Genomic DNA, 15,105 nt, shown 5'->3' with positions numbered 1-15,105 from the left:
CCGCCCGGCACGCGCCGAGCCCGCACCGAGCCGCGGCCCCGCCGGCGGCGCCCCGCGCAGCGGCCAGCAGGCCGACCGTTCGCTGCGCGGCCGCGTCGTGCTGCGCCAGCTGACCGACGAGGAGAAGGCCGCCCGCGCCCGCGCGCTGGAGGGTTCGATCCGGGCCGATGCCGAGGCGCGCAAGCGCGCCGAGGAAGATGCCAAGCGTCGCGCCGCGGACGAGGTTCGCCTCGGCGCCGAGCGCGAAGCCGCCGCCAAGCGTGCGGCCGAAGAGGAAGCGCGCAAGCGTCAGGAGGACGAAGCGCGTCGCCGCGGCGAGCAGGAAGCCGCCCGCCGTCTGCACGAGCCGGAAGCCGCCGCCCCGGCGACGGACGCCGCCGGTGCTGCCGCGCGCGGCCGGCCGGCCGGAGCCGCCGAGGAAGAAGAGGAAGCGCGCAAGCGTCTGCGTCCCGGCATGAAGGCGCCGATCCCGGTCAAGGCCCCGGCCACGCGCGGCCGCGGCGGCGAGCAGCGCCGCGGCGGCGGCCGCCTGACCGTCACCACGGCGCTGGACGAAAGCGAGCGCGTCCGTTCCCTGGCCGCCTATCGCCGCCAGCAGCAGCGCGAGCGGCGCCAGCAGATGGGCATGAGCCGCGAGGCGCCGAAGAAGGTGCTGCGCGACGTCATCCTGCCGGAATCGATCACCGTGCAGGAACTGGCGAGCCGCATGGCGGAGCGCAGCGTCGACGTCATCAAGTCGCTGATGAAGATGGGCATGATGGTCACCATCACCCAGGCGATCGACGCCGATACCGCCGAGCTGGTGATCCAGGAATTCGGCCATCGCGCCCGCCGCGTATCGGAGAGCGATATCGAGCTGGGCCTGGTCGGCGAGGTCGACCAGGACGAGCACCTGTTGTCGCGGCCGCCGGTGGTCACCATCATGGGCCATGTCGACCACGGCAAGACGTCGCTGCTGGACGCGTTGCGCGAGACCGACGTCGCCGCCGGCGAGGCGGGCGGCATCACCCAGCATATCGGCGCCTATCAGGTGAACCTGAAATCCGGGGCGCGGATCACCTTCCTCGACACGCCGGGCCACGAGGCCTTCACCGCCATGCGCGCCCGCGGCGCCAAGGTGACCGACATCGTGGTGCTGGTGGTGGCGGCCGACGATTCCGTCATGCCGCAGACGATCGAGGCGATCCGCCATGCCAAGGCGGCCAACGTGCCGATCGTGGTGGCGATCAACAAGGTCGACAAGCCGGACGCCCGGCCGCAGCGGGTGCGCGAACAGCTGCTGCAGCACGAGATCGTCGTCGAAGAGATGGGCGGCGAGGTGCTGGCGATCGAGGTTTCGGCCAAGACCAAGCAGGGCCTGGACAAGCTCGAGGAAGCGATCCTGCTGCAGGCGGAAATTCTCGACCTGAAGGCCAATCCCGATCGCGCCGCGGAAGGCGCCGTCGTCGAGGCGCAGCTCGATCGCGGCCGCGGCCCGGTGGCGACCGTTCTGGTGCAGCGCGGCACGCTGCGCGTCGGCGACATCTTCGTCGCCGGCTCCGAATGGGGCCGCGTGCGCGCCCTGGTCGATGATCGCGGCAAGAACATCGAAGAAGCCGGCCCCGCGATGCCCGTCGAGGTGCTGGGCCTGCAGGGCCTGCCGGAGGCCGGCGACAGCTTCTCGGTGGTCGAGAACGAGGCCCGCGCGCGCGAGATTTCCGACTACCGCCAGCGCAAGGCGCGCGACACCAAGGCCGTGGTGGGCGGCCGCGGCACGGTCGAGCAGATGTTCGCCAAGATCAAGGCCGGCGAGCTGAAGGAGCTGCCGATCGTGGTGAAGGCCGACGTGCAGGGCTCGCTGGAAGCCATCGTCAGCGCCACCGCCAAGTTCGCGACCGAGGAGGTGGCGGCCCGCGTGCTGCATGCGGCCGTCGGCGGCATCAACGAGAGCGATGTCACCCTGGCCCGAGCATCGGAAGGCATGATCATCGGGTTCAACGTGCGCGCCAACAAGCAGGCGCGCGATCTGGCGACCCGCGACCATGTCGACATCCGCTACTACTCGGTGATCTACGAGGTGCTGGACGACCTCAAGGCGATGTTGTCCGGCATGCTGGCGCCGAGCCTGCGCGAGCAGTTCCTGGGCAATGCCGAGATCCGCCAGGTGTTCAACATCACCAAGGTCGGCAAGGTGGCCGGCTGCATGATCACCGAAGGCACCGTCAAGCGCGGCGCCAAGGTCCGCCTGCTGCGCGACAACGTCGTCATCCACGAAGGCACGCTTTCGACCCTCAAGCGCTTCAAGGACGAGGTCCGCGAGGTCAAGCAGGGCACCGAATGCGGCATGTCGTTCGAGAATTATGACGACATCCGCGAAGGCGACATCATCGAGTGCTTCGAGGTCATCGAGGTGGCGCGGCAGCTCTGACGGGGCTGCCGCGTGATGCCGGAGCAAAGCCATGTCGCGTGCCCATTCGTCCGGCCGAGGCGGGGCGTCGCCCCGAGGGGGCGAGCCTTCGCAGCGCTTGCTGCGCGTCGGCGAGGCGATCCGCCACGCGCTGGCCGAGGTGCTGGCGCGCGAGGAGCTGCGTGATCCGGCGCTGGCCGGCGTCTCCGTCACCATCTCCGAAGTGAAGCCGAGCCCCGATCTGCGCACCGCCCATGTCTTCGTGCTGCCGCTCGGCGGCCGCGACAAGGGCGAGGTGCTGGCCGGCCTCGGCCGCTGCGCGCCGTTCCTGCGTGGCCAGGTGGCGAAGCGGGTGCGGCTCAAATTCACGCCCGAGCTGCATTTCCGCCTGGACGACCGGTTCGAGCGCGCCGACCGCATCTCCCAGCTGCTCAACGACGAGCGCGTGCGGGCCGATCTGACCAAGAATCCGGACGAGGAATGAGCCAGCGGCGGCGCTCCAAGGGCGACAAGATCGACGGCTGGATCGTGATCGACAAGGAACCGGGGATCAGCTCGGCCAAGGTCGTCGCGGCCGTGCGCGCCATCACCCATGCCGCCAAGGCCGGCCATGGCGGCACGTTGGATCCGATCGCGACCGGCGTGCTGCCGATCGCCATGGGCGAGGCGACCAAGACGGTCGCCTATGCGCTCGATGCGGACAAGTCGTACCGTTTCACCGTGCGCTGGGGCGAACAGCGCGATACCGACGACAGCGAGGGGCAGGTCGTCGCGTCGAGCGAGAAGCGGCCCGAGCGCAGCGCGATCGAAACCCTGTTGCCGGCCTTCACCGGCAGTTTCGAGCAGCGCCCGCCGGCCTTCTCGGCGCTCAAGGTCGACGGCGAGCGGGCCTATGCGCTGGCGCGGTCCGGCGCGCCGCCGGACCTGCCGCCGCGTCCGGTGACCGTGCATCGCTTCGAGCTCAAGGAAGCCGGTGCCGACACCGCGGTGTTCGAAGTCGACTGCGCCAAGGGCACCTATGTGCGGGCGCTGGCCCGCGATCTGGGCGCCCGCCTCGGCTGCTTCGGCTATGTCGAGGCGCTGCGCCGCACGCGGGTCGGCCGGTTCGGCGAGGACCAGGCGATTTCGCTGGAACGCCTGAGGGCCCTATGGCATAGAGGCCAGCCTTGCGAGCACCTTTACCCGGTCGAGACCGTGCTGGACGACATCCCGGCACTGGCCGTGACCGGTCCCCAGGCCGAACGCCTAGCGGGCGGCCAGGCGATACGGGTGCTCGACACCGACGACGGGCTGTTCCGGGCCATGGCCAGGGGACGGCTGGTCGCCCTGGCAGAGGTCCAGGGCGGCGACGTTCGGCCGGTGCGCGTTTTCAACCTACGCTAGAGGAGAACCCGATGTCGATTACGGCCGAGCGCAAGCAGGCGCTCATCCAGGAATTTGCCCAGAGCAAGACCGACACCGGCTCGCCCGAAGTTCAGGTCGCCATCCTCTCGGAGCGCATCAACAACCTGACCGAGCATTTCAAGGTCCACGGCAAGGACATCCATTCCCGCCGCGGCCTGCTGATGCTGGTGAGCCAGCGGCGCAGCCTGCTCGACTATCTGAAGGGCAAGGACAACTCGCGCTACGAAGCGCTGATCAAGCGCCTCGGCATCCGCAAGTGACAGACGGCGCGGCCCCACGCGGTGGCCGGCCACAACCAAACGCCGGCGACGCCCCCGCAGACGGGGGCGGCCGCCGGCTTTATGATTCGATTGTGCCCTGATGTTGGGGTGAACGCGGCCGGCTAGGACGATCGGCTGCCTGAAGGAAGGACCAAGAACCATGTTCCAGATCCACAAGAAGGAGCTGATGTGGGGCGGGCAGAAGCTCACCCTCGAGACGGGGCGGATCGCCCGTCAGGCCGACGGCGCCGTGCTCGTCACCTATGGCGAGACCACGGTGCTCTGCACCGCGGTCGCCGCGAAGTCGCCGCGGGTGGGGATCGACTTCTTCCCCCTCACGGTGAACTACCAGGAGAAAACCTTCGCCGCGGGCAAGATTCCCGGCGGCTTCTTCAAGCGCGAGGGCCGTCCGAGCGAGCGCGAGACCCTGATCTCGCGGCTGATCGACCGGCCGATCCGGCCGCTCTTCGCCGACGGCTTCCGCCACGAGACCCAGGTCATCTGCACCGTGCTGAGCCATGACCTGGAGAACGATTCCGACATCATCGCGATGATCGGCGCCTCGGCGGCGCTGACCCTGTCCGGCATTCCGTTCCTCGGCCCGATCGGCGCCGCCGCCGTGGGCTACGTCAACGGCGAATACGTGCTGAACCCGACCGCGGCGCAGATGGAGGAGAGCCAGCTCGACCTCGTCGTCGCCGGCACCGCCGACGCCGTGCTGATGGTGGAATCGGAGGCCTCGGAGCTCTCCGAGGAAATCATGCTCGGCGCGGTGATGTTCGGCCACAAGTCGTTCCAGCCGGTGATCGAGGCGATCATCGGCCTGGCGGAGCGCTGCGCCAAGGACCCCTGGGACATGCCGAAGCCGGCCCCCGAGGTGGAGACGGTCACCGCCAAGCTGCGGGCCGCCATCACCGAGGACCTGAAGGCGGCCTACAAGGAAACCGTCAAGCAGAACCGCTATGCCGCGATCGATGCGGTGAAGAAGAAGGCGAAGGAACTCTGCGCCGGCAACGAGGCCGAGGCGGCAGTGGTCGGCGGGGTGTTCAAGAACCTCGAGGCCGATGTGCTGCGCAACGCCGTGCTCGATACCGGGCTTCGCATCGACGGGCGCGACACCAAGTCGATCCGGCCGATCGTCTGCGAGGTCGGTGTGCTGCCGCGCACCCACGGTGCGGCCCTCTTCACCCGCGGCGAGACCCAGGCGCTGGTCGTAACCACGCTCGGCACCGGCCAGGACGAGCAGATCGTCGACGCGCTGACGGGCGAGTACCGCGAGCACTTCATGCTGCACTACAACTTCCCGCCGTTCTCGGTCGGCGAGACCGGTCGCATGGGCACGCCGGGCCGGCGCGAGGTGGGCCACGGCAAGCTCGCCTGGCGCGCCGTGCACCCGCTGCTGCCGAAGAAGGAGCAGTTCCCCTACACGATCCGCGTCGTGTCGGAAGTGACGGAGAGCAACGGCTCGTCCTCGATGGCGACGGTCTGCGGCTCCTCGCTCTCGATGATGGATGCCGGCGTGCCGCTGAAGGCGCCCTGCGCCGGCATCGCCATGGGCCTGATCAAGGAGGACCGCGGCTTCGCCGTTCTGTCCGACATCCTGGGCGATGAAGACCATCTCGGCGACATGGACTTCAAGGTGGCCGGCACCGCCTCGGGCGTGACCGCGTTGCAGATGGACATCAAGATCGCCGGCATCACCGAGGAGATCATGCGCATCGCCCTGGATCAGGCAAAGGACGGCCGCCTGCACATCCTGGGCGAGATGGGCCGCGCGCTGGACGCCGCCCGCGCCGAGGTGAAGGGCCATGCCCCGCGCGTCACCGTGATGCAGATCCCCAAGGACAAGATCCGCGAAGTGATCGGCACCGGCGGCAAGGTGATCCGCGAGATCTGCGAGAAGACCAACACCAAGATCGACATCGAGGACGACGGCACGATCAAGGTGGCGGCGACCGATGCCAATGACGCCCAGGCCGCCATCGACTGGATCAAGTCGATCGCCAGCGAGCCGGAGGTCGGCCACATCTACAAGGGCAAGGTCGTGAAGGTGGTCGAGTTCGGCGCCTTCGTGAACTTCTTCGGCAGCCGCGACGGGCTTGTGCATATCAGCGAGCTGGCGCCGAAGCGGGTCGCCAAGGTGACCGACGTGATCCAGGAAGGCCAGGAGGTCAAGGTCAAGGTGCTGGGCGTGGATGACCGTGGTAAGGTGCGCCTCAGCATGAAGGCGGTCGACCAGGCGACGGGCGAGGACATCTCCCAGCGCAAGGCCGAGATGCCGGCGGAAGCCTGACCGGATAAAAGCAGCCATCGCAAACGGGCCCCGGACGGCCGCTTGCCGTCCGACGCGCACCGCACAAGATCAGGGCGGATAGGGCCGGCCCCGTAACCCGGGGCCGTCACCACAGGAGAGGCACGTGAAGACGCTCAACCCCCTCCGCATCTCCGGCCGCGAGGTGCTGCCCCTGGTCGAAGGCGGCAAGGGGATTTCGGTCTCTAACGGCGAAAGCTCCGGCGCCTGGGCCAAGGCCGGCGGCGTCGGCACCTTTTCGGGCGTCAATGCCGACAGCTACGACGCCGAAGGCCGGCCGATCCCGCAGATCTATCACGGCAAGACGCGGCGCGAGCGGCACGAGGAGTTGGTCGCCTATGCCATCGCCGGCGGCGTCACCCAGGCGCAGATCGCGCGCGACATCGCCGGGCCTGACGCTCGCCTCCACGTCAACATCCTGTGGGAGATGGGCGGCGCCGAGCGGGTGCTGCACGGCGTGCTGGAAGGCGCCAAGGGGCTGGTGAACGGCGTCACCTGCGGCGCCGGGATGCCCTATCGCATCGCCCAGATCGCGGCCAATTACGGCATCTGGTACTACCCGATCGTGTCCTCGGCCCGTGCGTTCCGGGCGCTGTGGAAGCGGGCCTATCACAAGTTCTCCGACTGGCTGGGCGGCGTGGTCTACGAGGACCCGTGGCTGGCCGGCGGCCATAACGGCCTGAGCAACTCCGAGGACCCGCGCCATCCCGAGCCGCCCTTCCCGCGCGTGCTGGCGCTGCGCGAGACCATGCGCGAGTTCGGCCTGGAGCACACCCCGATCGTGATGGCGGGCGGCGTGTGGAACCTGCGCGAGTGGGAGGATTGGATCGGCAACCCGGAGCTCGGCCCGATCGCCTTCCAGTTCGGCACCCGGCCGCTGCTGACTCAGGAAAGCCCGATTTCGGATGCCTGGAAGAAGCGGCTGCTGACCTTGAAGCCGGGTGACGTGTACCTCAACAAGTTTAGCCCCACCGGGTTCTATTCATCGGCGGTGCGCAACGCCTTCCTGATCGAGCTGCACGAGCGCAGCGCGCGCCAGATCGCCTTCACCCACGAGCCGATCGGCGAGCACGATACCGAGCTCAAGGTCGGCCCGCGCGGCCGCGCCGTCTTCGTCACCGCGGCCGACAAGCAGCATGCGCTGGCCTGGATGAACCAGGGCTTCACCGAGGCGATGCGCACGCCGGATTCGACCCTGATCTTCGTCACGCCGGAGCGCGGGCGGCAGATCCGCATCGACCAGGTGGAATGCATGGGCTGTCTTTCGGCCTGCAGCTTTTCCAACTGGTCGCAGAACGAGGAAGGCACCACCGGCCGCAAGGCCGACCCGCGCAGCTTCTGCATCCAGAAGACCCTGCAGGACATCAGCCACTCGGAATCGCTCGACCACAACCTGATGTTCGCCGGCCACGCCGCCTATCGCTTCGCCCAGGACCCCTACTACGCCAACGGCTTCATCCCGTCGGTGAAAGATCTGGTGGAGCGCCTGCAGACCGGAGATTGAGCGCGTCGGCTATCGGCGCAGATAGCTGAGGCAGGCGACCAGCGTCATCGCGTCCTCGATCGCGCCGTCGCGGATCAGCACATCGAGCTCGTCGGTCGCGAAGGCTCGCGGCGCGGCGAGGCCGATCTCGTCGTCGCTCGGCGACGATGCCGGCCGGCAATCGCGCGCGATGAACAGTGCTCCCTTGCCGGCCAAGGTGGACGGCTCCGGCGCGACATTGCCGATGAACGCCAGATCGGCCGGATCGCAGGCGAGGCCGGTTTCCTCCGCGAGCTCGCGCAGCGCGCCCTCGGCCGCCGTCTCGCCGGCGTCGATGAAGCCCTTCACCAGCTCGAAGCCTTGGGCGGCGATGGCATGGCGCCAGACCGGCAGCAGGACGACACGGTCGTCCATCACCGGCAGGACGGCGACGCCGGTGACCGCGCCGGGCAGGGCGACTTTCGGCTCCACGACCAGATAGTCCGGCACTTCGCGGCCGGCTTCGTCGCGGATGTGGTCGAGGAAGACGCGCCAGCGGGAATTCTCCGCGGCCAATCTGCGGCCGAGGCGCTCGACCCGCGTCAAAGCCCGTTCGGCTCGTAGAGGACGATCTTGCTGCCCTCGCCCTCGATCTTGAAGCCGACATGGATCAGGTCGCGCAGCTGCTCGCGCACCGCAGCGCGCTTCTCCGCAGGCACGTAGAACAGCATGAAGCCGCCGCCGCCGGCGCCGAGCAGCTTGCCGCCGATCGCGCCGGCGGCGAGACCGGCCTGGTAGATCTCGTCGATCGCCGGCGTCGAGACGCCGTCGGCCAGTTCGCGCTTGAGCCGCCAACCTTCGTGTAGCAGCCGGCCGAGCTCGTCGAGCGAGCGGCGCTCGTCCTGCAGGATGGCGAGCCCCTCCTCCACGTTCTGGCGCAGACCCTTCAGATGCGCCTCGCGCGTGGCGAAATTCTCGATCTTCTTCTTCGCCACCTCGGAGGCGAAGCGCGAGAAGCCGGTGAAGAACAGCATCAGCGACGATTCGAGCGCCTGGCGGCGCGCCGGCGGGACCACCACCGGCAGCACCGCCCTGGTGCCGTCGGTGTTGAAGTCGATGCGGTTGAGCCCGCCATAGGCGGCCCAGACCTGATCCTGCGAGCCGACATTCTCGCGGATCACCTCCTGCTCGATGCGGATCGCCTCGGCCGCCAGCTCCTGCCGGCTCAGCATGCGGCCTTCCAGCGCCGCGAGCGCGTTGAGCAGGCCGACCGTGAAGGAGGAGGACGAGCCGAGGCCGGAGCGCGCCGGCAGGTCGCCGTCATGGTGCAGCTCGACACCGTGTCTGATCTTCTTGTCCTGCAGCACGGCGCGCACGGCGGGATGCTGGATCTCCTCGATGCCGCGCACCAGCTCGACCCGGGAATAGACGATGCGGTGCTTGTGCTCGAAGAAGGGCGGCAGTTCTCGGAGCGTGATGTAGCAGTACTTGTTGATGGCGAAGCCGAGCACCGAGCCGCCGTGGCTGCGGTACCATTGTGGATAGTCGGTGCCGCCGCCGAACAGCGACACGCGGAACGGCGTCCGGCTGATGATCATGCCGGCACCCCGACGATCCGCCGGAACGCGGCGCCGGCGGCGGCCAGGCTCTCCGGCGTGCCGATATCGATGAAGGGGCCGCCCGTCACCTCGGCCGCGATGCGGCCCGGCGCTTCCGCCATGAAGATCTCCTGTTCGATCGACGTCGCTTGGCCGGCCGCGATGCGGTCCAGCATGGCACGGCCAAGCAGATAGAATCCGGCGTTGATAAGGCCCGGCCCGCCGCCCGCCTCCTTCTCGGCAAAGCGGCGGATACGGCCTGCCTCATCCAGCTCGATGCGGCCGTAGCGCCCGGCATCGGCGACCTGGACGCAGAGCATGGTGGCCTCGGTGCCGGCCGCGCGGTGCCGCGCCAGCAGGGCGGCGAGATCGGCGGCGACGAAGCTGTCGCCGTTGAGCACCAAGACGGGATCGGAGCCGAGCTGCGCGCGGGCATGGCGGAGCGCGCCGGCGGTGCCGAGCGGCGACGGCTCCACCGAGACGACGATCTCCATATCCGCGCGGGGATTGCGCGCCACCCAGTCCTCGACCTTGGATGCGAGATGGCCGAGGCAGAGCACGACGCGGCGCACGCCGAAGCGCGCGAGCCAGTCGACCAGCCAGGCGAGATAGGGCCGGCCGTCCACCGGCGCCAACACCTTGGGCGTATCGCCCAGCACGCCGGCAATGCGTGTACCAAGCCCGCCCGCAAGGACGGCGACGTCGACCCCTGCGAGGGACATCGGTTCAGGCGGCGGATTCGAGCGCGTCGATACGGAGCGGCGCGCGGCCTTCGAGCAGCTTGCGCTTCAGCTTGTGCTTGGTCATCTGCTCGATGTGCTTCCTCGTGTCCCAACCGAAGCGCTGGGTCACCATGTCGAGATAGCGCGGGCTGGTGAAATAGGCATCGAAGGCCGCGTCGCGGAAGGCGAGCACCGTGTCGGCGCCGACATGCTCGGTGTCCAGCGGGCGGCAATCGAAGGAATGCTGCGAATAGCCGGACCAGCTCTCCGGCAGCGCCCAGCCCTTCTCCACCGCCATGGCGTAGAGCGGCGAGCCTGGATAGGCCATGGCGGAATAGAAGTTGGAGAACTCGCAGTTCAGCTCCTGCGCCAGCTCGAGCGTGGCACGCATGCTCGCCTCGGTGTCGTCCGGCAGGCCGAAGATGAAATTGCCGATGACGTTGATGCCGGCCTGCTGGATCATCCGCACGATGTTGACGATGTCGTTGTCCTTGAGCGCCTTGCGGGCGCCGTCGCGGACATGCTTCGAGCCGCTCTCGATGCCGAGCGCGAGCCATTGGAAGCCGGCCCGTTTCAGCTTGTCGAGGAAATGCGGCTTCACCGTATCGACCCGCGCATAGGCCCAGATGTTGAGGCCGTAATTGCGCTCGATCAGCAGGTCGCAGACCGCCATCACGTGCCGCTCGTTCAGCACGAACATCTCGTCGACGATCTTGTAGGTGCGGACGTTGTAGGTCTTCACCAGATGGTCGATCTCGGCCACCACGTTCTCGGGGCTGCGCATGCGGTAGCCGTTCTTGCCGAACGGCGCATTGATGCAACAGAAGCTGCACTTATAAGGACAGCCGAGCGTGGTGTAGATCGAGGCATAGGGCACCCGCTTGGCGAGGTCGCCGAAGCACTGCCAGTTATGCGCCCGGTATTTTTCCATCGGCAGCAGGTCCCAGGCGGAGCCCGGCAGCTCGGTGTCGAGATCCTGGATCAGCGGTGCGCCCAGATTGTTCCGGATCGTCTCGCCGTCGCGCCAGACCAGGCCCGGCACGGCGGCGAAATCCGGGGTCTCGCCCTTCAGCTGCGCCACCAGTTCGCGGATGGTCACCGGCCCCTCGCCGTTGCAGGCGAAGTCCACCACCTCTTCCTGCAGGGTGCGTTCCGGCAGCGCGGCGACATGGCCGCCGACGATGATCATCCGCTGCTCCGGCGCGGCCGCCTTGATCGCCTCGGCCGCGATGCGGGCGCCAACCATCTGCTGGGTCGAGGCGGAGGGCTGGTGCCCGAACACGATCAGGCCGACCAGGCGCGGCTTCAGCTCGGCCACCGCGGCGGCCACGGTCTGCGGCCCCCAGCGCTCGGCCTCGCTGTCGATGATCTGCACCGAGAGGCCGTGGATGCGGGCATTGTTGGCGATGATGCCGCACCACATCGGCGGCTCCACCGCGGTCAGCTCCTCGCCCAGCTCCTGGTAGATCTGCTCGCGGCCGCCCGGATTGATCAGCAGCAGGTCGAGATCGGACATCCCTCAACAACCCCTTGCGCAACGCCGGTCGCAGCCCGGTAGAGCGACCTCAAATCACGAGGGGTTCATAACCTAGTTTGGGCGAACCATCTATAGGTGGCCATCAGCCCGTCCCTAAGAGACGTGCTCGGCACCCAGCCCATCTTGGAAATACGCTGTGAATCCAATAGCTTGCGCGGCATTCCATCGGGTCGGTCCGTTAGATACTCAAAACGGCCCTGGTAATTGATGATCTCAGCGAGCAGGCCTGCAAGCTCACGGATCGAGACCTCCTCCCCGCCGGCCAAGTTGATCGGATCCTCGCCCGCATAGTTCTGCAGGAGGAAGACAAGGCCGTCCGCGGCGTCGTCCACGAAGACGAATTCCCGCTTCGGGTTGCCGGTGCCCCAGATCTCGACGGCATCGCGGCCGGCCTGCTTCGCTTCGTGGATCTTGCGCATCAGCGCCGAGATCACGTGGCCCTGCTCGAGGTCGAAATTGTCGCCCGGGCCGTAGAGATTGGTCGGCACCACGCTGACGAAGTCGCGCCCGTGCTGGCGGCGATAGCTCTCGGCGAGCTTCATCGCCGCAATTTTGGCCAGCGCGTACCACTGGTTGGTCGGCTCGAGTGGCGCGGTGAGCAGCGTCTCTTCTTTGATCGGCTGTTCGGCGAGCTTCGGATAGACGCAGGAGGAGCCGAGCACCATGACGCGTGCGACACCCTGCTCCGCCGCGGCGCGCAGGATGTTGGTCTGGATGGCGAGGTTGTCGTACAGGAAATCGACCGGATAGGCGTCGTTCGCCTTGATGCCGCCGACCTTGGCAGCGGCGATGATGATGGCCTCCGGCTTGTTCTTCTCGACCCAGGTCTCGACATCGGCCTGGCGGCGCAGGTCGAGCGCCGCGCGGTCGGCGGCCAGCAGCGTCACCGGCTCGCGCTGCAGGCGGCGGAGCAGCGCCGCCCCCACCATGCCGCGATGGCCGGCAATCCAGACGCGGCGACCTTTCAGCTCGAAGGCCATATGACCATCCCGTTCAGGTCGTCATGCCCGGGCTTGACCCGGGCATCCACGGCTATCCGCTCCGCTGACCTCAACGCGTGGGTGGCCGGGTCAAGCCCGGCCACGACGGTTGAAAGGAAGAGCGAGCGCCTCACACGTTGCCGTACTGCGTATTCCGGATCATGCGGAAGCCCTTGATCAGTTCGGCGATGCCGGCATCGAGAGAATGGGCCGGCGCGTAGCCGGTCGCCTCGATCTTCGAGTTGGAGACGATGTAGTCGCGCTTGTCCGGGTCCTCGCCGATCGGCGCCTCGAGATAGACGAATTTCGGCAGGTGCTTCTGGATGCGCTGGCAGAGCTCGGCCTTCGACAGGTTGGCGTCGGAGAGGCCCACATTGTAGCTCTGGCCCTTCATCGCCTCGAAATTGTCGATCGCGTGGAGGAAGGCGCGCGCCACGTCGCGCACATGGATGTAGTTGCGCTTGAAATGCGCCTCGAACAGCACGACGGCGCGGTCGAACACGGCGCGGTGCACGAAATCGTTGACCAGCAGGTCGACCCGCATGCGGGGTGACATGCCGAACACGGTGGCGAGGCGGAAGGAGAGCGAATTGTCGCGCTCCATGACGGCCTTCTCGGCGTCCACCTTGGTGCGGCCGTAGAGCGTGATCGGGTTGAGCGGGCTGTCCTCGGTGCAGAACGCGTCCTTCTCGCCGACGCCGTAGCCGGAATTTGTGTTCGGCAGCACGATGCGCTGCGCCGGTGATGCCAGCCGGCAGATCATCTTCACCGCGTCGAGATTGATCGTCACCGCGCCGGTCTGGTCGGCGTTGCAGAGCGGCGCGCCGACCAGGGCGGCGAGCGGGATCACCACATCCGCCTTCGCGATCAGGCGCTTCACCACGCCCTCGTTGCGGCAATCGTCCTGCACGACGTCGAAATTCGGGTCGTGGCAGATCTGCGCCAGCGAGTTCTGCTTGAACATGAAATTGTCGAGCACGGTGACCTTGTGCCCCTGGGCGAGCAGCATCGGCACCAAGGTGGAACCGAGATAGCCCGCACCGCCGGTGACCAGAACGTTCAGGCCTTGCGCCATGCTCTCAATCCTCAGCGCTTCTGGGTCGATTCGTTCCACGCGCGATCGAGCACCTCGTGGAGCCGGGTGATCTGGGCTGCGATGTCGAACGGATGGTTGCCGACGAACAGGCCGTAATCATGCGCGATATCGGCATTCGGGCAGGACCCGCCGACCACATCGTAATCGTAGTACTTGATCGCGTCGTGGCGCAGGAAATTGCCGCCGGTGATGACGCGATAGCCGATATCGGCCTTCTCCAGCGCCTGGAAGATGTAGTCGCGGTCGGGCCCGAGCTTGGGGTTGAGGATGATGGTGAAGGAGAAGCAGGACGAGGTGCCGTGCTCCTTCTGGATGATGAAGCGCTCGTCGCCGGCGAACAGCTTCTGGAACAGCGCCATGTTCTTCCGCCGGGCCGCCGTCATGCCGGGCAGCTTCTTCAGCTGCTCGATGCCGACCGCGCCCGACATCTCGAGCGGGCGGAGGTTGTAGCCCGGCAGGATGAAGCGATAGGCCTGATAGCGGTCGTTCGCCTTGCGCTGGTACAGTTTGGTGTCCGTCGGCAGATCGCGCACCCAGCCATGCGCGCGGATGGCACGGCAGAGATGGGCGAGCTCCTCGTCGTCGGTCAGCACCATCCCGCCTTCCATGGTCGAGATGTGGTGCGAGAAGAAGAAGCTGTAGGTGTTGAGATGGCCGAAGGTGCCGGTCTTGCGGCCCGCCACCTCGGCATCCATGGATTCGCAGTTGTCCTCCAGGAAGTAGAGGCCGTGCTTGTCGCAGAAGGCGCGCATGACATCGAGGGCGCAGGGGTTGCCGAGGATCGAGACGGCAACCAGCATGCGCGTCTTCGGCGTCAGCGCACGCTCGAGCTGCTTCACGTCCATGTTGAGCGTGTCGATATCGACGTCGACGAATTTCAGCTTCAGGCCATATTGCTGCAGCGGGTGATAGGTCGTAGCCCAGGAGATCGCCGGCACGATCACCTCGTCGCCGCGCTGGAGCGGCCTCTCCGCCTTGTGGCAAAGTGCGGCCACGGCCGCGAGGTTGGCGGAGGAGCCGGAATTGACCATCACCGCGTGCTTCATGCCGAAATAGCGGGCGAAGTCGGCCTCGAAGCGGGCGACGTTCTCGCCCATGGTGAAGCGGCCCGATTCGATCACGCGGTGGAGGGCGGCGATTTCCTCCTCCCCCCAGGTGCTGACGGCGAGTTCGTAGAACATCGGCAAGTTTCCGTTACGCAGAAAGCCCTCTCCGCCCTCGAAGAGGGGGGAGAGGGTTGGGTGAGGTGGGGAGGATGCGCTGCGCAGATCGGGCGCGACGCTGCGAACGGTGCGCACGAGTTCCGACGATGAGTCTTTGACGAACGCCCCCCTCACCTAGCCTCTCTC

Annotated in this window: 13 protein-coding genes; 6 read left to right on the top strand and 7 right to left on the bottom strand. The window is 67.4% G+C overall.

The genetic code is table 11. The annotated features are described in order from the left end of the window. The 6 genes from infB to DT074_RS14400 form a co-directional block, all read left to right on the top strand. Positions 1-2,407 (top strand): translation initiation factor IF-2 (infB, locus tag DT074_RS14425; RefSeq protein WP_119420557.1); only part of this gene is annotated, 2,407 nt, incomplete at its 5' end. Positions 2,408-2,438: 31 nt separating this feature from the next. Next, on the top strand, positions 2,439-2,870 hold the full coding sequence (gene rbfA / locus DT074_RS14420; RefSeq protein WP_119420556.1) for a 30S ribosome-binding factor RbfA: 432 nt from the start codon (positions 2,439-2,441) through the stop codon (positions 2,868-2,870). Then, positions 2,867-3,769: a tRNA pseudouridine(55) synthase TruB gene (gene truB, locus DT074_RS14415; protein WP_119420555.1), complete on the top strand. Its 903-nt coding sequence runs from the start codon at positions 2,867-2,869 to the stop codon at positions 3,767-3,769. The genes rbfA and truB overlap by 4 nt, the downstream gene beginning before the upstream one ends. Before the next feature lie 11 nt (positions 3,770-3,780). Further along, on the top strand, positions 3,781-4,050 hold the full coding sequence (gene rpsO, locus DT074_RS14410; protein ID WP_119420554.1) for a 30S ribosomal protein S15: 270 nt from the start codon (positions 3,781-3,783) through the stop codon (positions 4,048-4,050). A gap of 160 nt (positions 4,051-4,210) precedes the next feature. Continuing rightward, positions 4,211-6,343, top strand: a complete 2,133-nt coding sequence (gene pnp, locus DT074_RS14405) for a polyribonucleotide nucleotidyltransferase (RefSeq protein WP_119420553.1) — start codon at positions 4,211-4,213, stop codon at positions 6,341-6,343. Positions 6,344-6,467: 124 nt separating this feature from the next. Continuing rightward, positions 6,468-7,865, top strand: coding sequence for an NAD(P)H-dependent flavin oxidoreductase (locus DT074_RS14400; protein ID WP_119420552.1), 1,398 nt, complete (start codon positions 6,468-6,470; stop codon positions 7,863-7,865). A gap of 9 nt (positions 7,866-7,874) precedes the next feature. Here DT074_RS14400 and DT074_RS14395 read toward each other — a convergent pair whose 3' ends face one another. From DT074_RS14395 to DT074_RS14365, 7 genes are all read right to left on the bottom strand, one after another. Beyond that, on the bottom strand, positions 7,875-8,429 hold the full coding sequence (locus DT074_RS14395) for an NUDIX hydrolase (protein ID WP_119420551.1): 555 nt from the start codon (positions 8,427-8,429) through the stop codon (positions 7,875-7,877). Next, the gene (locus DT074_RS14390) at positions 8,426-9,421 is read right to left on the bottom strand and encodes a GHMP family kinase ATP-binding protein (RefSeq protein WP_119420550.1); all 996 of its coding nucleotides are present in this window, start codon (positions 9,419-9,421) and stop codon (positions 8,426-8,428) included. Before DT074_RS14390 ends, DT074_RS14395 begins: the two co-directional genes overlap by 4 nt. Next, complete coding sequence (locus DT074_RS14385) at positions 9,418-10,143, bottom strand: nucleotidyltransferase family protein (protein WP_119420549.1); 726 nt, start codon at positions 10,141-10,143, stop codon at positions 9,418-9,420. The genes DT074_RS14390 and DT074_RS14385 overlap by 4 nt, the downstream gene beginning before the upstream one ends. Positions 10,144-10,147: 4 nt before the next feature. Next, on the bottom strand, positions 10,148-11,659 hold the full coding sequence (locus DT074_RS14380; protein ID WP_119420548.1) for a B12-binding domain-containing radical SAM protein: 1,512 nt from the start codon (positions 11,657-11,659) through the stop codon (positions 10,148-10,150). A 65-nt stretch (positions 11,660-11,724) separates the two neighbouring features. Then, a complete protein-coding gene (locus DT074_RS14375) occupies positions 11,725-12,660 on the bottom strand; it encodes a GDP-L-fucose synthase family protein (RefSeq protein ID WP_119420547.1) in 936 nt (311 codons plus the stop codon). Between the two features lie 130 nt (positions 12,661-12,790). Continuing rightward, positions 12,791-13,723, bottom strand: a complete 933-nt coding sequence (locus tag DT074_RS14370; RefSeq protein WP_119420561.1) for an NAD-dependent epimerase/dehydratase family protein — start codon at positions 13,721-13,723, stop codon at positions 12,791-12,793. Positions 13,724-13,746: 23 nt separating this feature from the next. Beyond that, positions 13,747-14,937 carry a DegT/DnrJ/EryC1/StrS family aminotransferase gene (locus tag DT074_RS14365; RefSeq protein ID WP_119420546.1) on the bottom strand — a complete coding sequence of 397 codons (1,191 nt, stop codon included), beginning with the start codon at positions 14,935-14,937 and terminating at the stop codon, positions 13,747-13,749. Between the last annotated feature and the right edge of the window lie 168 nt (positions 14,938-15,105).

Source organism: Desertibaculum subflavum (genome assembly GCA_003576705.1).
Lineage (GTDB): Bacteria > Pseudomonadota > Alphaproteobacteria > Ferrovibrionales > Ferrovibrionaceae > Desertibaculum > Desertibaculum subflavum.
This window is presented reverse-complemented; position numbering and strand designations above follow the sequence as displayed.